Here is a 17,176-nt window from a genome sequence, read left to right on the forward strand (position 1 = left end):
ATCGACCCGACCATGGCCATTTTGTGCGGCGCGGTGCTGGCGGTGTTGATCGTCGGCAGCGTCTGGGCGCTGTATGTCGGGGTGTCGGCGCGGCGGGGGGCGACGGCGGATCAAGCGCTGTTCGATTCGCTGCGCGCGACGCTGGCGGCGTCGCCAGCGCTGGCGATGGTGGTTCGCGCCGATGGGCGGCTGTCGATCGATCGCCCGCTCGCCGATCGACTGGGTCAGACCGAAATGCCGGCAAGCGCCGCCGACCTGGGCAATCCCGACAATGGCCTTGAACCCGGCAGCGCCGAACGGCTGCTCGACGCGATCAACGCTGCGCTGCGCGGGGGAAAGCCGTTCCGTACCGTCATCCGCGCGACCGGATCGGCGCGCTCCTTGTTCGCGATCGGCGATCGTGCGCCGCCCGCGCTGAACACGCCGGGCGGCGTGCTGGTCTGGTTCTTCGACGCGACCGAATTCCATGACGAGATCGCGACGCTGGGTGCCGAGGCGGAGGAATATCGCGCGGCGTTCGATGCGCTGTCGAGCCTGATCGAGGCCGCACCGATGCCGATGTGGTATCGCGACGATTCGCTGCGCCTGGCCATGGTCAACACCGCCTATGTCCGCGCGGTCGACGCGCTGGATGCGGGCGAGGTGATCGCGCGACAGGTCGAACTGGTCGAGGGCGTCGGCATGGGCGGGCCGCTGGCCAGCGCGTCGATCGCGCGCGATACCGGGCAGCCGCAGCAGGCGGCGATGCCCGCGACGATCAATGGCGAGCGGCGGATGCTGCGCGTCCACGACATGCCGCTGCGCGACGGCGGGACGGGCGGCTTCGCGATCGACGTGCACGAGATCGAGGAAGCGCGCGGCAAGCTGAAGCGCAGTCGCGACGCGCAGCGGGCGATGCTCGATCGGCTGTCGGCCGGGGTCGCGCAATTCGCGCCCGACCGGACGCTGGTATTCTACAACCAGCCCTTCATCCGCGCCTTTGCGATGAAGCCCGAATGGCTGGCCGATCGCCCCGAATTCGACCGGGTTCTCGACCGGATGCGCGAGGCGAAGCGCCTGCCCGAAGTCCGCGATTTTCCGGGATGGAAGGCGGAACGGCGCGACTGGTTCCGCGCGGCGGAGGGAGCGATCGAGGAGCAATGGCATGTGCCGGGCGGCACACATCTCCGCGTCGTCGCCCAGCCGCTGCCCGAAGGCGGACTGCTGCTGATCTTTGAGGATCGGACCGAGGAAGTGCAGCTGGCCAGCGCGCGCGACACGCTGCTGCGGGTGCGCACCGCGACGTTCGACAATCTGTTCGAGGCGCTGGGCGTGTTCGCGGCCGATGGCCGGTTGCAGATATGGAACGCGAAATTCCGGCAGGTCTGGGGACTGGACGATGCGTTCCTCGACGGGCATCCGCGCGTCGATGCGCTGGCCGAGCGGGTCGCCGACAGCCTCGCCAATCCCGGCCGCGCCGCGTTGATTCCGGAACTGGTCCGCTTTGCCACGCAACAGCGCATGCAGCGGTCTGGGCGGTTCGCCATGGCCGACGGGCGGCATTACGAGTTCGGCGCGGTGCCGTTGCCCGATGGCAATGCGTTGCTGACGATGCTCGACATCTCCGACAGTCGCCGCATGGAACAGGCATTGCGTGACCGCAACGAGGCGCTGGAAGCGGCGGATCGCGTGAAGAACGCGTTCGTCGCGTCGATGAGCTACGAATTGCGTACGCCGCTGACCTCGATCAAGGGCTTCGCGGAGATGTTGCAGGCGGGCTATGCCGGCAAGCTGACCGAGGATGGTGGGCGCTATACCGACGCGATCCTCGAATCGGTCGAGCGGTTGAGCGGGCTGATCGACGACACGCTCGACCTGACCGCCAACGAGACGCTGCCGGTCGCGCGGGCGACGGTCGCGCTTAAGATGATCGCCAGCGAAGCGGCGGAAGCGGCGCGCGCCACGGCGACCGCGCGCGGGGTCGAACTGGCGGTCGACATCGCGCCGACCGCCGGGGTGATGCTGGGCGATGCGCGGCGGTTGCGGCAGGCGATCGGCCATCTGCTCGACCATGCGATCGTGGGGCTTCGGCAGGGGGGGCGTGTGCTGTTGCACGTCGATGGCGACGCGCAACGCGCGCGGATCGTGGTCTCCGACGACGGTGCGGGCATGTCGAAGGAAGCGGTCGCCCGCGCCTTTGATCGCTTCGCGCAAGCCGGCGCGGCACGGGTGGGCGAACGCGCGCTCAGCCTAGACCTGCCGCTCGCGCGGCAGGCGGTCGAGGCGCATGGCGGCACCATCGAGCTGGTGTCCGAAAAGGGGCTGGGGACGCTGGTCACCATCGACCTGCCGCGCGAGCCGTGATGCATCTGCGCGATGCGGCCGCAGCCCATGCCCTTGGCGTAGCGTTGGCGAAGGTCTTGCAGCCGGGCGATGTGGTCGCGCTGTCTGGGCCGCTGGGAGCGGGGAAGACCAGCATCGCGCGGGGGCTGTTGGCGGCGCTCGGCCTGGAAGGGGAGGCGCCGTCGCCCAGCTTCGCGATCGTGCAGCCCTATGATCCGCCCGAAGTACGCATCAGCGTGCTGCACGTCGATCTGTACCGGATCGAGGACCCCGACGAGGCGCTCGAACTCGGACTGGACGAGGCGCTGGACGATGCCGCGTTGCTGGTCGAATGGCCTGAACGGCTGGGCGAAGATTTCTGGCCCGATGCGCTGTGGCTGACCCTCGCCTTCGACGACGCGGGCGGGCGGCGCTTGACAGCGCGCGTGCCGGGCGCTTGGGAAAGTCGATGGCCGCTGACCTGAACCCGCGCGATGCGGCACCTGCTTTCCTGACCCGGGCCGGATGGGGCGACGCGCAGATCTTGCCGCTGGCGGTCGATGCCTCGTTCCGCCGTTACTACCGGGTGATCGGCGCCGGGCGGACCGCCGTGCTGATGGATGCGCCCCCGCCCGAGGATACGCGCAAGTTCGCGCATATGGCGGCATGGCTCGGCGAACGGGGCTTTGCCGCGCCCGCGATCCTTGCCGACGATGCGGCGGGCGGCTTCATGCTGCTGGAGGATTTCGGCGACATGCGGATGCGCGAGACGGTCGACGCCGCGCCGGAAAGCGAGGCGCGGCTGTACGCGGCGGCGGTCGATCAGTTGCTGCGGCTGCAACGCCATGAAGCCGCGCCGGTCCCGCCCTATGACCGTGCCTTCATCCTGCGCGAAGCCGATCTGCTGATCGAATGGTATTGCGACGCACTGGACCTGACCGTCGATAGCGAAGGCTATCGCGCGGCATGGAATGCGGCGTTCGATGCGTTGCCCGAGATGCCGGTGGTGACGGTGCTGCGCGACTATCATGCCGAAAACCTGATGTTGCTCGACGATGCGCGGCTGGGGCTGCTCGATTTCCAGGATGCGCTGGCCGGCCACCCTGCCTATGATCTTGTGTCGCTGTTGCAGGATGCGCGGCGCGACGTGCCGGCAGTCGTAGAGGCGTCGATGCTCGCCCGCTACCGTGAATCGACCGGGGTGGGCGAGGGGTTCGACGCCGCCTATCACCTGTTCGGGGCGCAGCGGAACGCGAAGATCCTTGGCATCTTCACCCGGCTGTGGCGGCGCGACGGCAAGCCGCGCTATGGGGCGCTGTGCCCGCGAGTCTGGCGCTATCTGGAACGCGATCTCGCCCATCCGGCGCTGGCCGGGGTCGCGCGCTGGTTCGATCTCAACATCCCGCCGCACAAGCGCGGCGATCCGCAGGAACTCGCATGACCACGCTCCGTTCGATCCGCCCCCATCCGCAGGCGCAGGTGCCCGAAACCGCGATGGTGCTGGCGGCGGGGCTGGGCAAGCGGATGCGCCCGTTGACCGCGATGCGGCCCAAGCCGTTGGTGGAGGTCGCGGGCAAGCCATTGATCGACCACGTATTCGACCGGTTGCGCGGGGCGGGGGTCAAGCGCGCGGTGGTCAATGTCCACTATCTCGCCGATGCGATGGAAGCGCATCTGAAGCACCGGGTGAAGGGCATCGACGTCGCGGTGTCCGACGAACGCGCCAAGCTGCTGGAGACCGGCGGAGGGCTAGTGCAGGCGCGCGAACTGATCGGCGACCAGCCGTTCGTCTGCGTCAATTCGGACAATCTTTGGGTCGACGGTCCGGTCGATTCGATCAAGTTGCTCAGCGCGCTGTGGGACGATGCGAAGATGGATGCGCTGTTGCTGCTGGTGCCGCAAGCACTGGCGCACGGCCATCGCGGGCAAGGTGATTTTCATATCGACGCGCTGGGCCGCATCACCGGCCGTCGCAAGCCCGGTCGGCTGGCGCCGTTCGTGTTCACCGGTGTCCAGATATTGTCGCCGCGCGTCATCGCGGACTGGCCGGAGGGTGCCTTCTCCACCAACCTGTTCTGGAACCGCGCGATCGAGGCCGGGCGGGCGTACGGCGTCGTCCATCAGGGGCTTTGGTTCGACGTCGGTACGCCGAGCGCAATTCCGATGACCGAAGCGTTCCTCGCCGATGGCTGAGGCGAAGCGCCTCGGCCTCTACACCATCCCGATCCACCGCGCGTTTGCCGACGCGCTGGCGGTTGGCTTGATCCGCCGCTTCGGCAACGACCCGATCGCACTGGCACAGGGCATGGTGCTGGTTCCCACCAACCGCGCCAAGCGCACGGTGCAGGAGGCGTTCGTCCGCGCCAGCGGCGGCGGGTTGCTGCTGCCCCGGCTGGTCGCGATCGGCGATCCCGAACTCGATGAAGGCGCGGGCAGCTTTGCCGATCCCGCCGATGCCGCGCCGATCCCACCCGCGATCGATCCGCTCGCCCGGCGAATGATCCTCGCCCGGCTGGTCGCGGAAGAGCGCCAGCGCGCCGGTCGCCCGGTCGACGGTGCGGAAGCGGTGCGGCTGGCGGGAGACCTTGCCGCCACGCTCGACCAGTTGCTGGTCGAGGAAGTCGATCCGTTGGCGTTGCGCGAGCTGAACCTCGATGAGACGCTGTCGGCGCATTGGGAACGCTCGCTCGAACTGTTCCGCATCGTCCTCGATCGCTGGCCGGGTGAACTGGCGGCGCTGGGGCGGATCGACCTTGCCGACCGGCGCACGCGTCTGCTCAAGCGTCTGTGCGCGCGCTGGACCGCCCTGCCGCCCAAGGGGTTCGTTTGCGCGGCGGGTATCGCCACCAACGCACCGGCCATCGCCCGCATCCAGAAATGCGTGGCGGGACTGCCGAAGGGGATGGTGGTCCTGCCCGGCCTCGACCTCGCGATGAACGAGGAGGAATGGGCGTCGCTGGGACCGCATGATCCCGATCCGGTGACCGGGCGGCGCAAGCGGTCGATCGAGACCCATCCGCAATCTCATCTGAAGCTGCTGCTTGACCGGATGGGCGTCAACCGCCGCGAATTCGTCCGCTGGCAGGCGGCGAGCGAGCATGACGCGACCCCGACGCGCAGCCGTGCCATCGCCACGGCGCTCAGCCCCGCCGATCGCACGCATCACTGGATCGACGTCCCCGCCGCCGACCGCCGACTGTCAGGCGTGAAAATGGTCGAACTGGCGACCCCGGCCGAGGAAGCGCAGGCGATCGCCATCGCGCTGCGCGAGGCACTGGAGACACCCGGCCGCACTGCCGCGCTGGTCACGCCCGACCGTATGCTGGCGCGGCGGGTCGCGGCGCATATGGCGCGTTGGGGCGTGACGGTCGATGATTCCGCCGGTCAGCCGCTGTCGCTGCTCGCACCCGGCACGTTGCTGCTGGCGCTGGTCGAGGCGGCGGCACAGGGGTTCGCGCCGGTCGCCTTGCTGTCGCTGCTCAAACATCCGCTGGTCCGGAGCGGCGAGGCCGAACAGCGCGTCGTCTGGCTCGACGGTGTCCGGCGGCTCGACCGGGCGCTGCGTGGACCGCGCCCCGCGCCGGGGTTGGCGGGGATCGACCGCCATCTGCGCGAGGGTGAACCGCGCGACGCTGCGATCCGGTCGGCAGCACAGTCCTTCTGGGAGGTCGCTTGTCCGCTGCTGACCCCGCTGGCCAACGCCTTTGCCGCCGGGTCGCAGCCGATGGCCGACCTGCTGGCGCTGCTGCGCGAGACCGCGACCGAACTAGCGGGCGATGCCGCATGGAGCCGGCCCGAGGGCCGCGCCGCCGCCGAACTGATCGCCGCGCTTGAGGAACAGGCCCCGATCGGGCCGCAGACGCTCGATCCGCGCGCGCTGCCGGCGCTGTTGCGGACGTTGCTCGACGAGGTCGCTGTGCGTCCGCCGCAAGGGGCGCATCCCCGCCTCGCCATTCTCGGCCTGCTCGAAGCGCGGTTGCAGACCGCCGATCTGATGATCCTCGGCGGTTTGAACGAGGGCGTATGGCCGCAATTGCCATCGCCCGATCCGTGGCTCGCGCCGCGTATCCGGGCAGAACTCGGCCTGCCCGGTCTCGAACGCCGGATTGGTCTTGCCGCGCATGACTTTGCCGGAGCGCTGGGTGCGCGCGACGTCATTCTGACCCGTGCTGCCCGCGATGCGACCGCGCCGACCATCGCCTCGCGGCTGTGGCTGCGGTTGCAGGCGCTCGACGACGGGCTGGAGCGTGCCGGGCATTTGCGCGACTGGGCGCGGGCGATCGACACACCGGAGCGTTATGCCGCCGCGCCGCGTCCGGCACCGCGGCCGCCCATTGCCCTGCGTCCGCGTCGGATCTCAGTGACCGAGGTCGATCGGTTGAAGGCCGATCCTTATGCCTTCTACGCCCGGCGGATGTTGCGCCTGTCGCCGCTCGACGCGGTCGATGCCGATCCGACCGCCGCATGGCGGGGGACGGCGGTGCATGGCGTACTCGAACGCTGGGCACGCGAGGATGCCCTCGACCCCGCCAAGCTGCACCGTCGATTGCAGGCGCTGTCCGATGATCCGCGGACCCACCCGCTGTTGCGCGCGCTATGGGTGCCGCGCCTGCGCGAGGCGATCGACTGGGTCGCTGCCTTTACCCACGAGAAGCTGGCCGAAGGACGGATCGTCGCGGGCGTCGAATGCGACGGCTGTCTGGAGATCGCCGGCGTCGAACTGTCCGGCAAGGCCGACCGCATCGACCGCGCGAGCGACGGCAGCCTCGCCATCATCGACTACAAGACCGGCAAGGCGCCCAGTGCCAAGGCGGTCGCCGCCGGATACAGCCTGCAACTCGGGCTGCTGGGGCTGATGGCCGAACGGGGTTGTTTCGGCGGGGTACGCGGCACCGCCACCGCCTTCGAATATTGGTCGCTGACCAAGGACGGCGACCGCTTCGGCAAGATGACCTCGCCGGTCAACGCCGATGGATCGAAGGGGCGGGTGGTCGCCGACGACTTCGTTGCCATCGCGAAGGGGCATTTCGAGAACGCCGTCGCCCGTTTCCTGACCGGCGACGAGGCGTTCGTCGCCAAGCTCGTGCCCGAATATGCCCCCTATGCCGAATATGATCAATTGATGCGCCGCGACGAATGGTATGGCCGTGAGTGAAGTCCGCGCGCTCCAGCGACTGAAGAACGATCAGGCGGCGGCCAGCGACCCGCATCGCCATGTCTGGCTGTCGGCGTCGGCAGGCACCGGCAAGACCCACGTGCTGTCGGCGCGGGTGTTCCGGTTGTTGCTGCGCGGGGTCGATCCAGCGGCGATCCTGTGTCTGACCTTTACCAAGGCGGGCGCTGCGGAAATGGCCGAGCGCGTCGCCAGTCGCCTTGCGCGCTGGGTGCGGCTGCCGACCGCCGATCTGAAGGCCGATCTGTTCGCGCTGGGTGAGGATGTGAACGACGCGGCGTTGCTGGCGCGCGCGCGCACCCTGTTCGCGCGTGTCTTGGATGCGCCGGGCGGCGGGGTACGGATCCAGACGATCCACGGCTTCTGCCAGAGCCTGCTTTCCGGTTTTCCGGTCGAGGCAGGGCTGGTTCCCGGCTTCCGCCCCCTCGAAGCTCGCGAGGAAGCCGGCATGGCGCGCGAGGCACTGGCGGAGTTGCTGGTCGAGGAACAACGGTCCGGCTCGACCCGCATCGGCGACGCGATCGCTGCCATGTCGCTACGCATGGGCGAGGGCGCGGCGGAAAATTTCCTGCGCGAATGTGCCCGCAATCCGCAGGCGATGGCCGAATTGCCGAGCGGCATTCAGCCGTTCCTCCGCCGCGCCTTCCACCTCCCTTCGGGCGATGTGGACGAGGTGATCGCACAGGCGTGCGGCGACGACGAATTCGACTGCGACGCGCTCGAACGACTGGCCGACGCCAATCGGGCATGGGGCACGGCGACCGGGTTGAAGCTGCATGGCGCGATCATGGATTGGCTGGCGCAACCGCCGGCCGAACGTGCGCTGCGGCTGGGCGACGTGCGGAGCATGTTCGTCACGCAGAAGGATACGCTCAAGAAAGCATCGGCCAAGCTGATCGCCGCCGATCCGGATTATGACGAACTCGCCGATGCGATCGGCACTCGCGCCGCCGAATTGCTGTCGATCCGCGCGCAGGCCGGTTATGCCGACGCACTGGCCGGTGCGCTCGAGGCCGGGCGCGCCTATGCCGACGCCTATGTCCGCGCCAAGCGGCGGGCAGGCGCGGTCGATTTCGACGATCTGATCCGCGAGACGCTGAACCTGCTCGCCCAACCCGGCATCGGCGACTGGGTGCGCTTCAAGCTCGACCAGACCACCGAGCACGTCCTAATCGACGAGGCGCAGGACACCAATCCGCAGCAATGGGCGATCGTCCGCTCGCTGGTCGAGGAATATTTCAGCGGCGACGCGGTGCGCGCGGCGGGGATGCGGACGCTGTTCGTGGTCGGCGATTACAAACAGGCGATTTTCGGCTTTCAGGGCACCGACCCGATCTATTTCCGCGCGGCGCATCACGACTTCAGCCGCCGCGCCGCGCTGCCTGCCGACTATCGCGGCGATGCGCGCGAACTCGACACGCTGTCGCTGACCCACAGTTTTCGCACGACGCGCCCGGTTCTGGAGTTCGTCGACGCCGCGATCGCCGCCTTGCCCGACCCCGGCATGGGGATCGACACGCCTGAAACCCATGACAGCGAAGTTCCCGGACCCGGCACCGTGACCCTGTGGGCGCCGACCGTGGTCGAGGCGGCGGGCGACGACGAGGAAGGCTGGATCGACGACTCGACCCGCGTGATCGCTCGCGACATTGCCCGCGCGATCAAGGGCTGGATCGGCACCCTGCCGCTCGAATCCAAGGGCCGGACGCTGCAGGCCGGCGACATCATGGTGCTGGTCAAGCGGCGCGGCGACCTCGCCTCGCTGATCGTTGCGCGGCTCTATGCGGAGGGGGTGCCGGTCGCGGGCGTCGACCGGCTGCGCCTCGACGCGCCGCTGGCGGTACAGGATCTGGTCGCGGCGATCCGCTTCGCGCTCCAGCCCGAGGACGATCTAAGCCTCGCCAACCTGTTGGTCTCGCCGCTGATCGGCTGGACGCAGGATCAGTTGCTGGCCGGCGCGCTGCGCGAAGGCGGAAGCCTGTGGCGGCACCTGCGCCACACGAACAGCGACGTGGTCGAGCCGTTGTCGCGCATCCTGCGCCGTGCCGATTTTGCCACCCCCTATCGATTCCTGGAGGAACTGCTGTCGGGCGAACTCGACGGTCGCCGCAAGCTGATCGCGCGGTTGGGCGAGGAGGCGCGCGATCCGATCGACGAACTGCTCAACGCCGCGCTGTCGTTCGAAAGCGTCGCGACGTCCTCGCTGCAACGCTTCGTCGAATGGTTCGACCGGGGCGAGGTCGAGATCAAGCGCGACGCGGGGGCGTCGGGCGGCGCGGTGCGGGTGATGACCGTGCACGGGTCGAAGGGGTTGCAGGCGCCGCTGGTTCTGCTCGCCGACGCCGCGATCGATCCCGCCAACAGCCGCCGCGATATCGTGGCATGGTCGCCGGACGGCCATAACGGCGCGGCCTTCCCGGTCTTCCGCCCGCGCAGCGGCGAGCGTGGCACGCCGGTCGACGACGAGGTTGCGAAACGTGACCGAAGTGACCTCGAAGAACATTGGCGGCTATTCTACGTCGCCGCCACGCGCGCCGAGGAACGGCTAGTCATCGCCGGTGCGCCGTCGGCCCGCTGTCAGGGGGTGCCGCCCGCGCTTAGCTGGTACAGCGCCGCCGCCGCTGCGTTCGATGCGCTGGGTGTGGCCGAGGGGGAGGGTGAGCGTGTCTTCTGCGGCGTGAACCCGCAAAGCCCGGTCGCCGTTCGCGCCCGTCGCGGTATCTCCCCGTCGCCGCAGACCGCCGCCCCGGACTGGCTTCGCGCGCCAGCCCCCGCCGAAGCGCGCCCACCACGCCCGCTTGCCCCTTCCGCGCTCGGCGAGGACGAAGTGTCCGACCCGCCGCCGACGGCGACGATGCGCGCCGCTGCCGAGCGCGGCCGGCTGCTCCACCAGTTGTTCGAACGCCTCCCCGAGCTGCCACGCGACCAGCGCGCCGCTGCTGCCGAACGCTGGCTGGCAGGAGCTGCGGGGGTCGAGGACGCGAAGCTCCGCCATCGCGTCACGCGCGACGCGATGGCGATCCTCGACGATCCGGCCTTTACCGACCTGTTCGCTCCAGACGCACTGGCCGAAGCACCGATCGCTGCCGTCGTCGGCACGCAGGTCGTGGCGGGCACGGTCGATCGGCTGTGCATCGGCGACCGGGTGGTGCGCGTCGTCGACTTCAAGACCGGCCGCCGCGTGCCGTCCTCCACCGACGACATTCCGGTCTATCATTTGAAGCAAATGGCCGCCTATGCCGCGGCGCTCACAGTGGTCTTTCCCGGTCGCGCGATCGAGGCGGCATTGCTCTATACCGCAGGGCCCGTGATGTTCGTCCTGCCCGCCGACCTGCTTGACGCTCACAAGCCCGGCTATAGGGCCGGGGAACAAAGCTTGCCCCGCGAAGCTTGAGGTGCCGCGCCCGCGACCATAGATACCGGTCCAGAAGGAGATTCCCATGCCGACCAAGACCGTAACCGACGCCAGCTTTTCCGCCGATGTCCTGCAATCCGACAAGCCGGTGCTCGTCGATTTCTGGGCGGACTGGTGCGGGCCGTGCAAGATGATCGCCCCGGCGCTTGAGGAGATCGCTGACGAACTGGGCGACAAGGTCACGATCGCCAAGGTCGACATCATGGCCAACCCCGACACTGCGGGTTCGATGGGCGTCCAGTCGATCCCGCTGCTGAAGCTGTTCAAGAACGGCCAGCCGGTCGCCGACCTGTTGGGCGCACGTCCGAAGAGCCAGTTGAAGGCTTGGCTTGAAGGTGAACTGGGCTAAACTTCGGGCAACGCGGGCGCGCGTGCTGCGCGCCCGAATTTGGCCGATCAGACGGGTGCTTGCAACGCATCCCATATACGATACGTTCTGGACGGGGAGCAGCGTAGGGAGCGTTTGATGTACAAACAGATGATCTTCGCAGTTGCAAGCTTGGGGCTTGCAGGACCGGCGTTTGCGCAGTTTTCGAACTCGGTGAACGAGCGCTATGCCAGTCCGCTGCCAGCAGCCGCTACGGGTGAATTAAACCCGGCCGCGCATGTCCCTGGGTACAGTCATCTGACGCCGACGATGAAACGGCAACGCGTCGCCCAAGCCATGCAGCTTCGCGATTTCGTTGAGCAACGTAAGTTGGCTAATGGCGGCGGACTTACCGAAGCCGACCATCAGGAGATTGCCCGCCGATACAAGCGTATCGTCGCATCTTGGTAAGAGCTATTGTTTCGATCAACTCCGATAATCGGCGTTGATCGAAATATAGCCGTGCGTCAGGTCGCAGGTCCACACCGTCGCACGGCCTTCGCCAAGGTGCAGGTTCACGCCGATCTCGACCTCCTGCCCCTTCAGATGCGCCGCGACCGGCGCTTCATCATAGCCCGCCACCGCCAGACCGCCTTCGGCGACCTGCGTCGTGCCGAACCGGATCGACAGCTTGTCGCGCTCGGCCGGTTCGCCCGCCTTACCGACCGCCATCACCACCCGGCCCCAATTGGCGTCTTCCCCCGCGATCGCGGTCTTGACCAGCGGCGAGTTGGCGATGCTCATCGCGATCCGGTGCGCGCTGCCGTCGGACTCGGCCCCTTCGACGGTGACCGCGATGAATTTCGACGCGCCTTCGCCATCGCGGACCACCAGATGCGCCAACTGCCGGCACAGGTCATGCAGTGCCGCGACGAACGCATCGGCACCATCGTCATCGAAGGATGCGATCGGATCGCCCCCCGCCGTGCCGGTCGCGAAGGCCAGTACCGTGTCGCTGGTCGAGGTGTCGCCATCGACCGTGATGCACGAAAAGGTCTGGCGATTGGCTGCTTCCAGCGCGCCTTGCAGGAACCCCGGGTCGACCGCCGCATCGGTGAAGAGGAAGCCCAGCATCGTCGCCATGTCGGGGGCGATCATGCCCGACCCCTTGATGATCCCGGCCAGCTTGATCGTCCGATCGCCGACCCTTGCGGTCGTGAACGCGCCCTTGGTGAAGGTGTCGGTCGTGCCGATCGTCTCGGCCGCCGCTTCCCAGCCACAGGGTTCGGCGACGAACGCGGCGTCCAGCCCGGCCTCGGCCTTGTCGATCGGCAGCGGCACGCCGATCACGCCGGTCGATGCCACGAACACGTCGGACGGCTGGCACCCGGTCGCCTGCGCGGTCCGCGCCGCGATCGCTTCGACTGCCGCGCGGCCCCGATCGCCGGTAAAGGCGTTGCTGTTGCCCGCATTCACCACCAGTGCCCGTGCCCGACCGAGCACCAGCGCGCGGCGGCACCATTCGACCTCGGGCGAGGGGCATTTGCTGTTGGTCAGCACGCCGGCCACCGCCGTCCCTTCGGCCAGCGTCACGAAGGTCAGGTCGCAGCGGTCCCAATTCTTGTACCGCGCCCGCGCCACGCGCAACGTCACGCCCCCGATAGGCGGCAACGCAGGGAAGGGCGTGGCGAGCGGGGATACGGCAGTCGACATGGGCGCGGTGTCCGGTCTGGCCTGCGCCGATCACGGGGCAGGGGGTGATGATGCGACGGTTCCTACGCATGGGCGCGGGCGTTGCAACGCTTTGTTGCGTGTGGTCACAATGACGCACATCGGCTGGACGCCGGCCCAGCCATTCCCTATGTCTCGCCGACATGCGACCGGGCGACCCGTCGCAAAACCAAACCGTCTGGACGTATCGCTTGCGTTTGCTGCTGTTCCTTTCCGCGCTGCTGACGGGCCTGACCGGCCTGCTCCCCGGCGTGGGAGTCGCGAATGCGCGCCAAGTGGCGGAGGCACAGGCCGTTGCGGGGCAGATCGCGGTAGCGATCGTCGCAGCGCCGACGACCGCGATCGCTCGACCCGAACAGCCGCTTGCCGGTGAACCGCGCCCGCTGTTCCTGACGCCCGCGCCCTATGTCGCGGTTCGCGCGCGCACGCTGCGCACCCACGAATAGCGCGCACCCGCGCTTTTCCCGACCTTTCTGTAGCGCAGCCGCCGGACCGCATGCGGCGCGCGTCCCGTATCTTCAAGGAACTCCCATGTTCGGTGGCCTCGCCAAATCTTTGTTCGGGTCGTCCAACGACCGCTACGTCAAGTCGCTCGGTTCGATCGTCAGCAAGATCAACGGCTTCGAGCCGACCCTTACCGCCATGTCCGATGAGGAACTGGCCGCGCAAACCCCGAAATTCCGTGAGCAGTTGGCGAATGGCGCCAAGCTCGACTCACTGCTGCCCGAAGCCTTCGCCACCGTCCGCGAAGCCGCGCGCCGCGTGCTCGGCATGCGCCATTTCGACGTGCAGATGGTCGGCGGCATCGTGTTGCACCGGGGCGAAATTGCCGAAATGCGCACCGGCGAAGGCAAGACGCTGGTCGCGACGCTCGCCTGCTATCTGAACGCGCTGCCGGGTGAGGGCGTCCATGTCGTCACCGTCAACGATTATCTGGCACGGCGCGACGCGGCGCAGATGGGGCAGGTCTATGGTTTCCTTGGCCTGACCACCGGTGTGATCGTGCCGAACATCCCCGATCACCAGCGCCGCGAAGCCTATGCCGCCGACATCACCTACGGCACCAACAACGAATTTGGCTTCGATTACCTGCGCGACAATATGAAGTTCGACCGGGCGTCGATGACGCAGCGGCCGTTTAACTTCGCGATCGTCGACGAGGTCGATTCGATTCTGATCGACGAGGCCCGCACCCCGCTCATCATCTCGGGTCCGACCGACGACAAGTCCGACCTGTACCGCTCGGTCGACGAGATCGTGAAGCGTCTGTCGCCGGACGATTACGAGAAGGACGAGAAGCAGAAGTCGGTGGTCCTGACCGAGGACGGCACCGAAAAGGTCGAGCGGATGCTGGAAGAGGCCGGGTTGCTGTTCGGCGCGAACCTCTATGACTTCGAAAACACGCAGGTCGTGCACCATGTGAACCAGGCGCTGCGCGCGAACATGATGTTCAAGCGTGACACCGACTACATCGTGAAAGATGGCAAGGTCGTCATCATCGACGAATTTACCGGCCGCATGATGGACGGCCGCCGCTGGTCCGACGGTCTGCACCAGGCTGCCGAGGCCAAGGAAGGCGTGAATATCGAGCCGGAGAACCAGACGCTCGCCTCGATCACCTTCCAGAATTATTTCCGCATGTACCCGAAGCTGTCGGGCATGACGGGCACGGCCGCGACCGAAGCGCCCGAATTCTTCGACATCTACAAGATGAACGTCGTCTCGATCCCGACCAACGTGCTGGTACGCCGCGTCGACGAGGAAGACGAATTCTACAAGACGCTCGACGACAAGTTCCGCGCCATCGCAAGGAAGATCCGCGAGCATGCGTCGCTGGGCCAGCCGGTGCTGGTCGGCACCGTCTCGATCGAAAAGTCCGAACTACTCTCCGATTTCCTCACGCAGGAAGGCGTCGAGCATAAGGTGCTGAACGCGCGCTATCATGAATCCGAAGCGCATATCGTGGCGCAGGCGGGCCGGCTGGGCGCGGTGACGATTGCGACAAACATGGCCGGTCGCGGCACCGACATCCAGCTCGGCGGCAACCTCGAATTCCGGATGCTCGACGAACATCCCGATCTGGTCGAAGGTACGAGCGAATATGACGCTGCCGCCGCGCGCATCCGCGCCGAGATCATTGAGGAAAAGGCGAAGGTGCTGGAGGCCGGCGGCCTGTTCGTGCTCGGCACCGAACGCCATGAAAGCCGCCGCATCGACAACCAGCTGCGCGGCCGTTCGGGGCGTCAGGGCGACCCGGGCCTATCGCGCTTCTACCTGTGCCTCGACGATGATCTGTTGCGCATCTTCGGGCCGGACACGCTGTTTGCCAAGATGATGCGCAACAATATCGAGGATGGCGAGGCGATCGGCAGCAAGTGGCTGAGCCGCGCGATCGAAACCGCGCAGAAGAAGGTCGAGGCGCGCAACTACGACGTGCGCAAGCAGGTCGTCGAATATGATGACGTGATGAACGACCAGCGCAAGGTCATCTATGAACAGCGCGCCGACATCATGGATGCCGAGACGGTCGGCGACGTCGTGATCGACATGCGCCATGCGGTCGTCAACACCGTCGTCGGCGACGCCGTGCCCCCCGACAGTTATCCCGAACAATGGAATGTCGAGGGGCTGCGCGAGCGTGCGCAGGAATTGCTGGGCGTCGACGCGCCGGTCGCCGATTGGATCGCGAACGAGGACGGCCTCGACGCCGAAACGCTGGAAGAACGCATCCGCAAGGACGCCGATGCGCTGGTCGAGGCGAAATCGGCCGAGCTCGATGCCGATAGCTGGACGCAGATCGAAAAGTCGATCCTGCTCCAGACGCTCGACCATCATTGGAAGGAGCATCTGGCGATGCTCGACGCGCTCCGGGCGGTCATCCACCTGCGCGCCTATGCCCAGAAGACGCCGATCAACGAATATAAGCAGGAGGCGTTCGCGTTGTTCGAACGGATGCTCGCCAGCATCCGCGAAGACGTGACCCGGACGATGGCGCACGCCAATTTCAATTTCCAGGCGCCGCCCGAGCTTCCTGAACTGCCCGATTTCCTGACGATGCATATCGATCCGCTGACGGGCGAGGACGATAGCTGGGGCGGGGAGGGTGCGCAGGGCCTGATCACCACCCGCGTACCCATGCTGCAGATGGCGGCGCCGGTGCCCGACGAGGAACTCGGCGACGATCCGGCCAGCTGGGAAGGCCGCGTCAGCCGCAATGCACCATGCCCGTGCGGATCGGGCCGCAAGTACAAGCACTGCCACGGCGCGCTGGTGGCGTAAGGCGGCTAACGCTCTTGCCTGGCCGTATTCCTGCCTGCGCGGGGATAGGGTCCACGGGTTGCGGCTGCGCCTCCAAGTGGCGGGATAAGAAAAGGCCGCCGTCCCCATGGGAACGGCGGCCTTTTCGTGTCCATCCGATCGCAGTGTTACCGCCGCGGTTCGGGCTCCATCACGCTCGGTCCGAGGCTCTGCAACACCGCACGCGCGTCGAAGGCACGGACGTTGTTGGCGGGCTTGGGGCCCTTGCCCAGCACGATCTCCGCCATCGCCTCATATTTGTCGACGGTGCGGATATCCATGGTGTTGCCGAAGAACGGATCACCCCAGAACGGGTCCCATGCGCGCCAGCCGAATGCCGGGCTGCGATAGCGCCATGCCGGACCCCAGCCGCCCCAACCAAATCCGGCGCCCCAGCCGCCGAACCCGCCGACGCCCGGCGTCGAATAGGTGCGACTGCGCAAATTGGTGTCGCGATCGGCCATCAGAAAATAGTCGTAGCCGCGCTCCAGCGTCAGCTGCGCCGCGCGATACAGGAGATAGCGCTCCACCGTCTCGCGCGAGGTCAGGCTGTTGCCCGAGAACGCCACCTGATAGCGGTTCGGCTCAATCTGCTGGTCGCTATAGCCGTTGCGATAGAAGCCGGAGCCGGATGCCGGCTGATAGGGGGTCGGCGTCGCACAGGCGGCAAGGGCCAGCGCTCCGACAAGGGTCGTGCCGATCGCGCGAAGGCGGGCACGCGGGGTAGGGTGCAGCAACATCAGTTTCTCCAATGCCGCCATGGCTACCGACTCATGGCGATCGTCCATTGCCATAAAGAACGATCCGCCGCGGGTTCGGGTCCAAGGACGCAGCACGACGGAGCGTGGCGTACATCAGATTACCCGATGCTGAACGTCGGTTCAGCAATTGTGTGACGAAGCATTTCCGGCATCGTCCATGGGGTGGAGCCGGACGCGGAAAACAACTGACG

At 67.3% G+C, this 17,176-nt stretch carries 12 protein-coding genes; 10 read left to right on the plus strand and 2 right to left on the minus strand.

The genetic code is table 11. The features are described from left to right. The first annotated feature begins 12 nt into the window (after positions 1-12). From AAIO73_RS11325 to AAIO73_RS11360, 8 genes are all read left to right on the plus strand, one after another. On the plus strand, positions 13-2,343 hold the full coding sequence (locus AAIO73_RS11325) for a sensor histidine kinase (protein ID WP_345878545.1): 2,331 nt from the start codon (positions 13-15) through the stop codon (positions 2,341-2,343). Then, complete coding sequence (tsaE, locus tag AAIO73_RS11330) at positions 2,343-2,786, plus strand: tRNA (adenosine(37)-N6)-threonylcarbamoyltransferase complex ATPase subunit type 1 TsaE (protein WP_345878161.1); 444 nt, start codon at positions 2,343-2,345, stop codon at positions 2,784-2,786. Before AAIO73_RS11325 ends, tsaE begins: the two co-directional genes overlap by 1 nt. After that, positions 2,771-3,742 carry an aminoglycoside phosphotransferase family protein gene (locus AAIO73_RS11335; RefSeq protein ID WP_345878163.1) on the plus strand — a complete coding sequence of 324 codons (972 nt, stop codon included), beginning with the start codon at positions 2,771-2,773 and terminating at the stop codon, positions 3,740-3,742. Before tsaE ends, AAIO73_RS11335 begins: the two co-directional genes overlap by 16 nt. Further along, positions 3,739-4,494: a nucleotidyltransferase family protein gene (locus AAIO73_RS11340; RefSeq protein ID WP_345878165.1), complete on the plus strand. Its 756-nt coding sequence runs from the start codon at positions 3,739-3,741 to the stop codon at positions 4,492-4,494. Before AAIO73_RS11335 ends, AAIO73_RS11340 begins: the two co-directional genes overlap by 4 nt. After that, positions 4,487-7,456 (plus strand): double-strand break repair protein AddB, encoded by a 2,970-nt coding sequence (addB, locus tag AAIO73_RS11345; protein ID WP_345878166.1) that lies wholly within the window; start codon positions 4,487-4,489, stop codon positions 7,454-7,456. The genes AAIO73_RS11340 and addB overlap by 8 nt, the downstream gene beginning before the upstream one ends. Continuing rightward, positions 7,443-10,868, plus strand: a complete 3,426-nt coding sequence (addA, locus tag AAIO73_RS11350; protein ID WP_345878167.1) for a double-strand break repair helicase AddA — start codon at positions 7,443-7,445, stop codon at positions 10,866-10,868. Before addB ends, addA begins: the two co-directional genes overlap by 14 nt. Before the next feature lie 46 nt (positions 10,869-10,914). Then, entirely contained in the window at positions 10,915-11,238 is a 324-nt protein-coding gene (trxA, locus tag AAIO73_RS11355) for a thioredoxin (RefSeq protein WP_055760313.1), read from the plus strand. Between the two features lie 117 nt (positions 11,239-11,355). Beyond that, the gene (locus tag AAIO73_RS11360) at positions 11,356-11,667 is read left to right on the plus strand and encodes a hypothetical protein (RefSeq protein ID WP_345878171.1); all 312 of its coding nucleotides are present in this window, start codon (positions 11,356-11,358) and stop codon (positions 11,665-11,667) included. 15 nt (positions 11,668-11,682) lie between these two features. Here AAIO73_RS11360 and argJ read toward each other — a convergent pair whose 3' ends face one another. Then, the gene (argJ, locus tag AAIO73_RS11365; protein ID WP_345878172.1) at positions 11,683-12,909 is read right to left on the minus strand and encodes a bifunctional glutamate N-acetyltransferase/amino-acid acetyltransferase ArgJ; all 1,227 of its coding nucleotides are present in this window, start codon (positions 12,907-12,909) and stop codon (positions 11,683-11,685) included. 209 nt (positions 12,910-13,118) lie between these two features. Between argJ and AAIO73_RS11370 the strand changes: the two genes are divergently transcribed. Together AAIO73_RS11370 and secA are read left to right on the plus strand one after the other, a co-directional pair. Continuing rightward, positions 13,119-13,373 (plus strand): hypothetical protein, encoded by a 255-nt coding sequence (locus AAIO73_RS11370; RefSeq protein WP_345878173.1) that lies wholly within the window; start codon positions 13,119-13,121, stop codon positions 13,371-13,373. 85 nt (positions 13,374-13,458) lie between these two features. After that, a complete protein-coding gene (gene secA / locus AAIO73_RS11375) occupies positions 13,459-16,206 on the plus strand; it encodes a preprotein translocase subunit SecA (RefSeq protein ID WP_345878174.1) in 2,748 nt (915 codons plus the stop codon). A 146-nt stretch (positions 16,207-16,352) separates the two neighbouring features. Here secA and AAIO73_RS11380 read toward each other — a convergent pair whose 3' ends face one another. Next, positions 16,353-17,012: a CC0125/CC1285 family lipoprotein gene (locus AAIO73_RS11380; protein ID WP_242116668.1), complete on the minus strand. Its 660-nt coding sequence runs from the start codon at positions 17,010-17,012 to the stop codon at positions 16,353-16,355. Positions 17,013-17,176: the final 164 nt, after the last annotated feature.

It is taken from the genome of Sphingomonas epibiotica, from assembly GCF_039615155.1.
In the GTDB taxonomy this organism is placed as follows: domain Bacteria; phylum Pseudomonadota; class Alphaproteobacteria; order Sphingomonadales; family Sphingomonadaceae; genus Sphingomonas.

What these genes read in the sequence shown, in the direction of transcription:
- trxA (WP_055760313.1), top strand. Translation starts at nt 10,915, where the DNA reads ATGCCGACCAAGACCGTAACCGACGCCAGCTTTTCCGCCGATGTCCTG.
- AAIO73_RS11340 (WP_345878165.1), top strand. Translation starts at nt 3,739, where the DNA reads ATGACCACGCTCCGTTCGATCCGCCCCCATCCGCAGGCGCAGGTGCCC.
- AAIO73_RS11360 (WP_345878171.1), top strand. Translation starts at nt 11,356, where the DNA reads ATGTACAAACAGATGATCTTCGCAGTTGCAAGCTTGGGGCTTGCAGGA.
- AAIO73_RS11335 (WP_345878163.1), top strand. Translation starts at nt 2,771, where the DNA reads ATGGCCGCTGACCTGAACCCGCGCGATGCGGCACCTGCTTTCCTGACC.
- addA (WP_345878167.1), top strand. Translation starts at nt 7,443, where the DNA reads ATGGCCGTGAGTGAAGTCCGCGCGCTCCAGCGACTGAAGAACGATCAG.
- AAIO73_RS11380 (WP_242116668.1), bottom strand. Translation starts at nt 17,012, where the DNA reads ATGGACGATCGCCATGAGTCGGTAGCCATGGCGGCATTGGAGAAACTG.
- addB (WP_345878166.1), top strand. Translation starts at nt 4,487, where the DNA reads ATGGCTGAGGCGAAGCGCCTCGGCCTCTACACCATCCCGATCCACCGC.
- tsaE (WP_345878161.1), top strand. Translation starts at nt 2,343, where the DNA reads ATGCATCTGCGCGATGCGGCCGCAGCCCATGCCCTTGGCGTAGCGTTG.
- secA (WP_345878174.1), top strand. Translation starts at nt 13,459, where the DNA reads ATGTTCGGTGGCCTCGCCAAATCTTTGTTCGGGTCGTCCAACGACCGC.
- argJ (WP_345878172.1), bottom strand. Translation starts at nt 12,909, where the DNA reads ATGTCGACTGCCGTATCCCCGCTCGCCACGCCCTTCCCTGCGTTGCCG.
- AAIO73_RS11325 (WP_345878545.1), top strand. Translation starts at nt 13, where the DNA reads ATGGCCATTTTGTGCGGCGCGGTGCTGGCGGTGTTGATCGTCGGCAGC.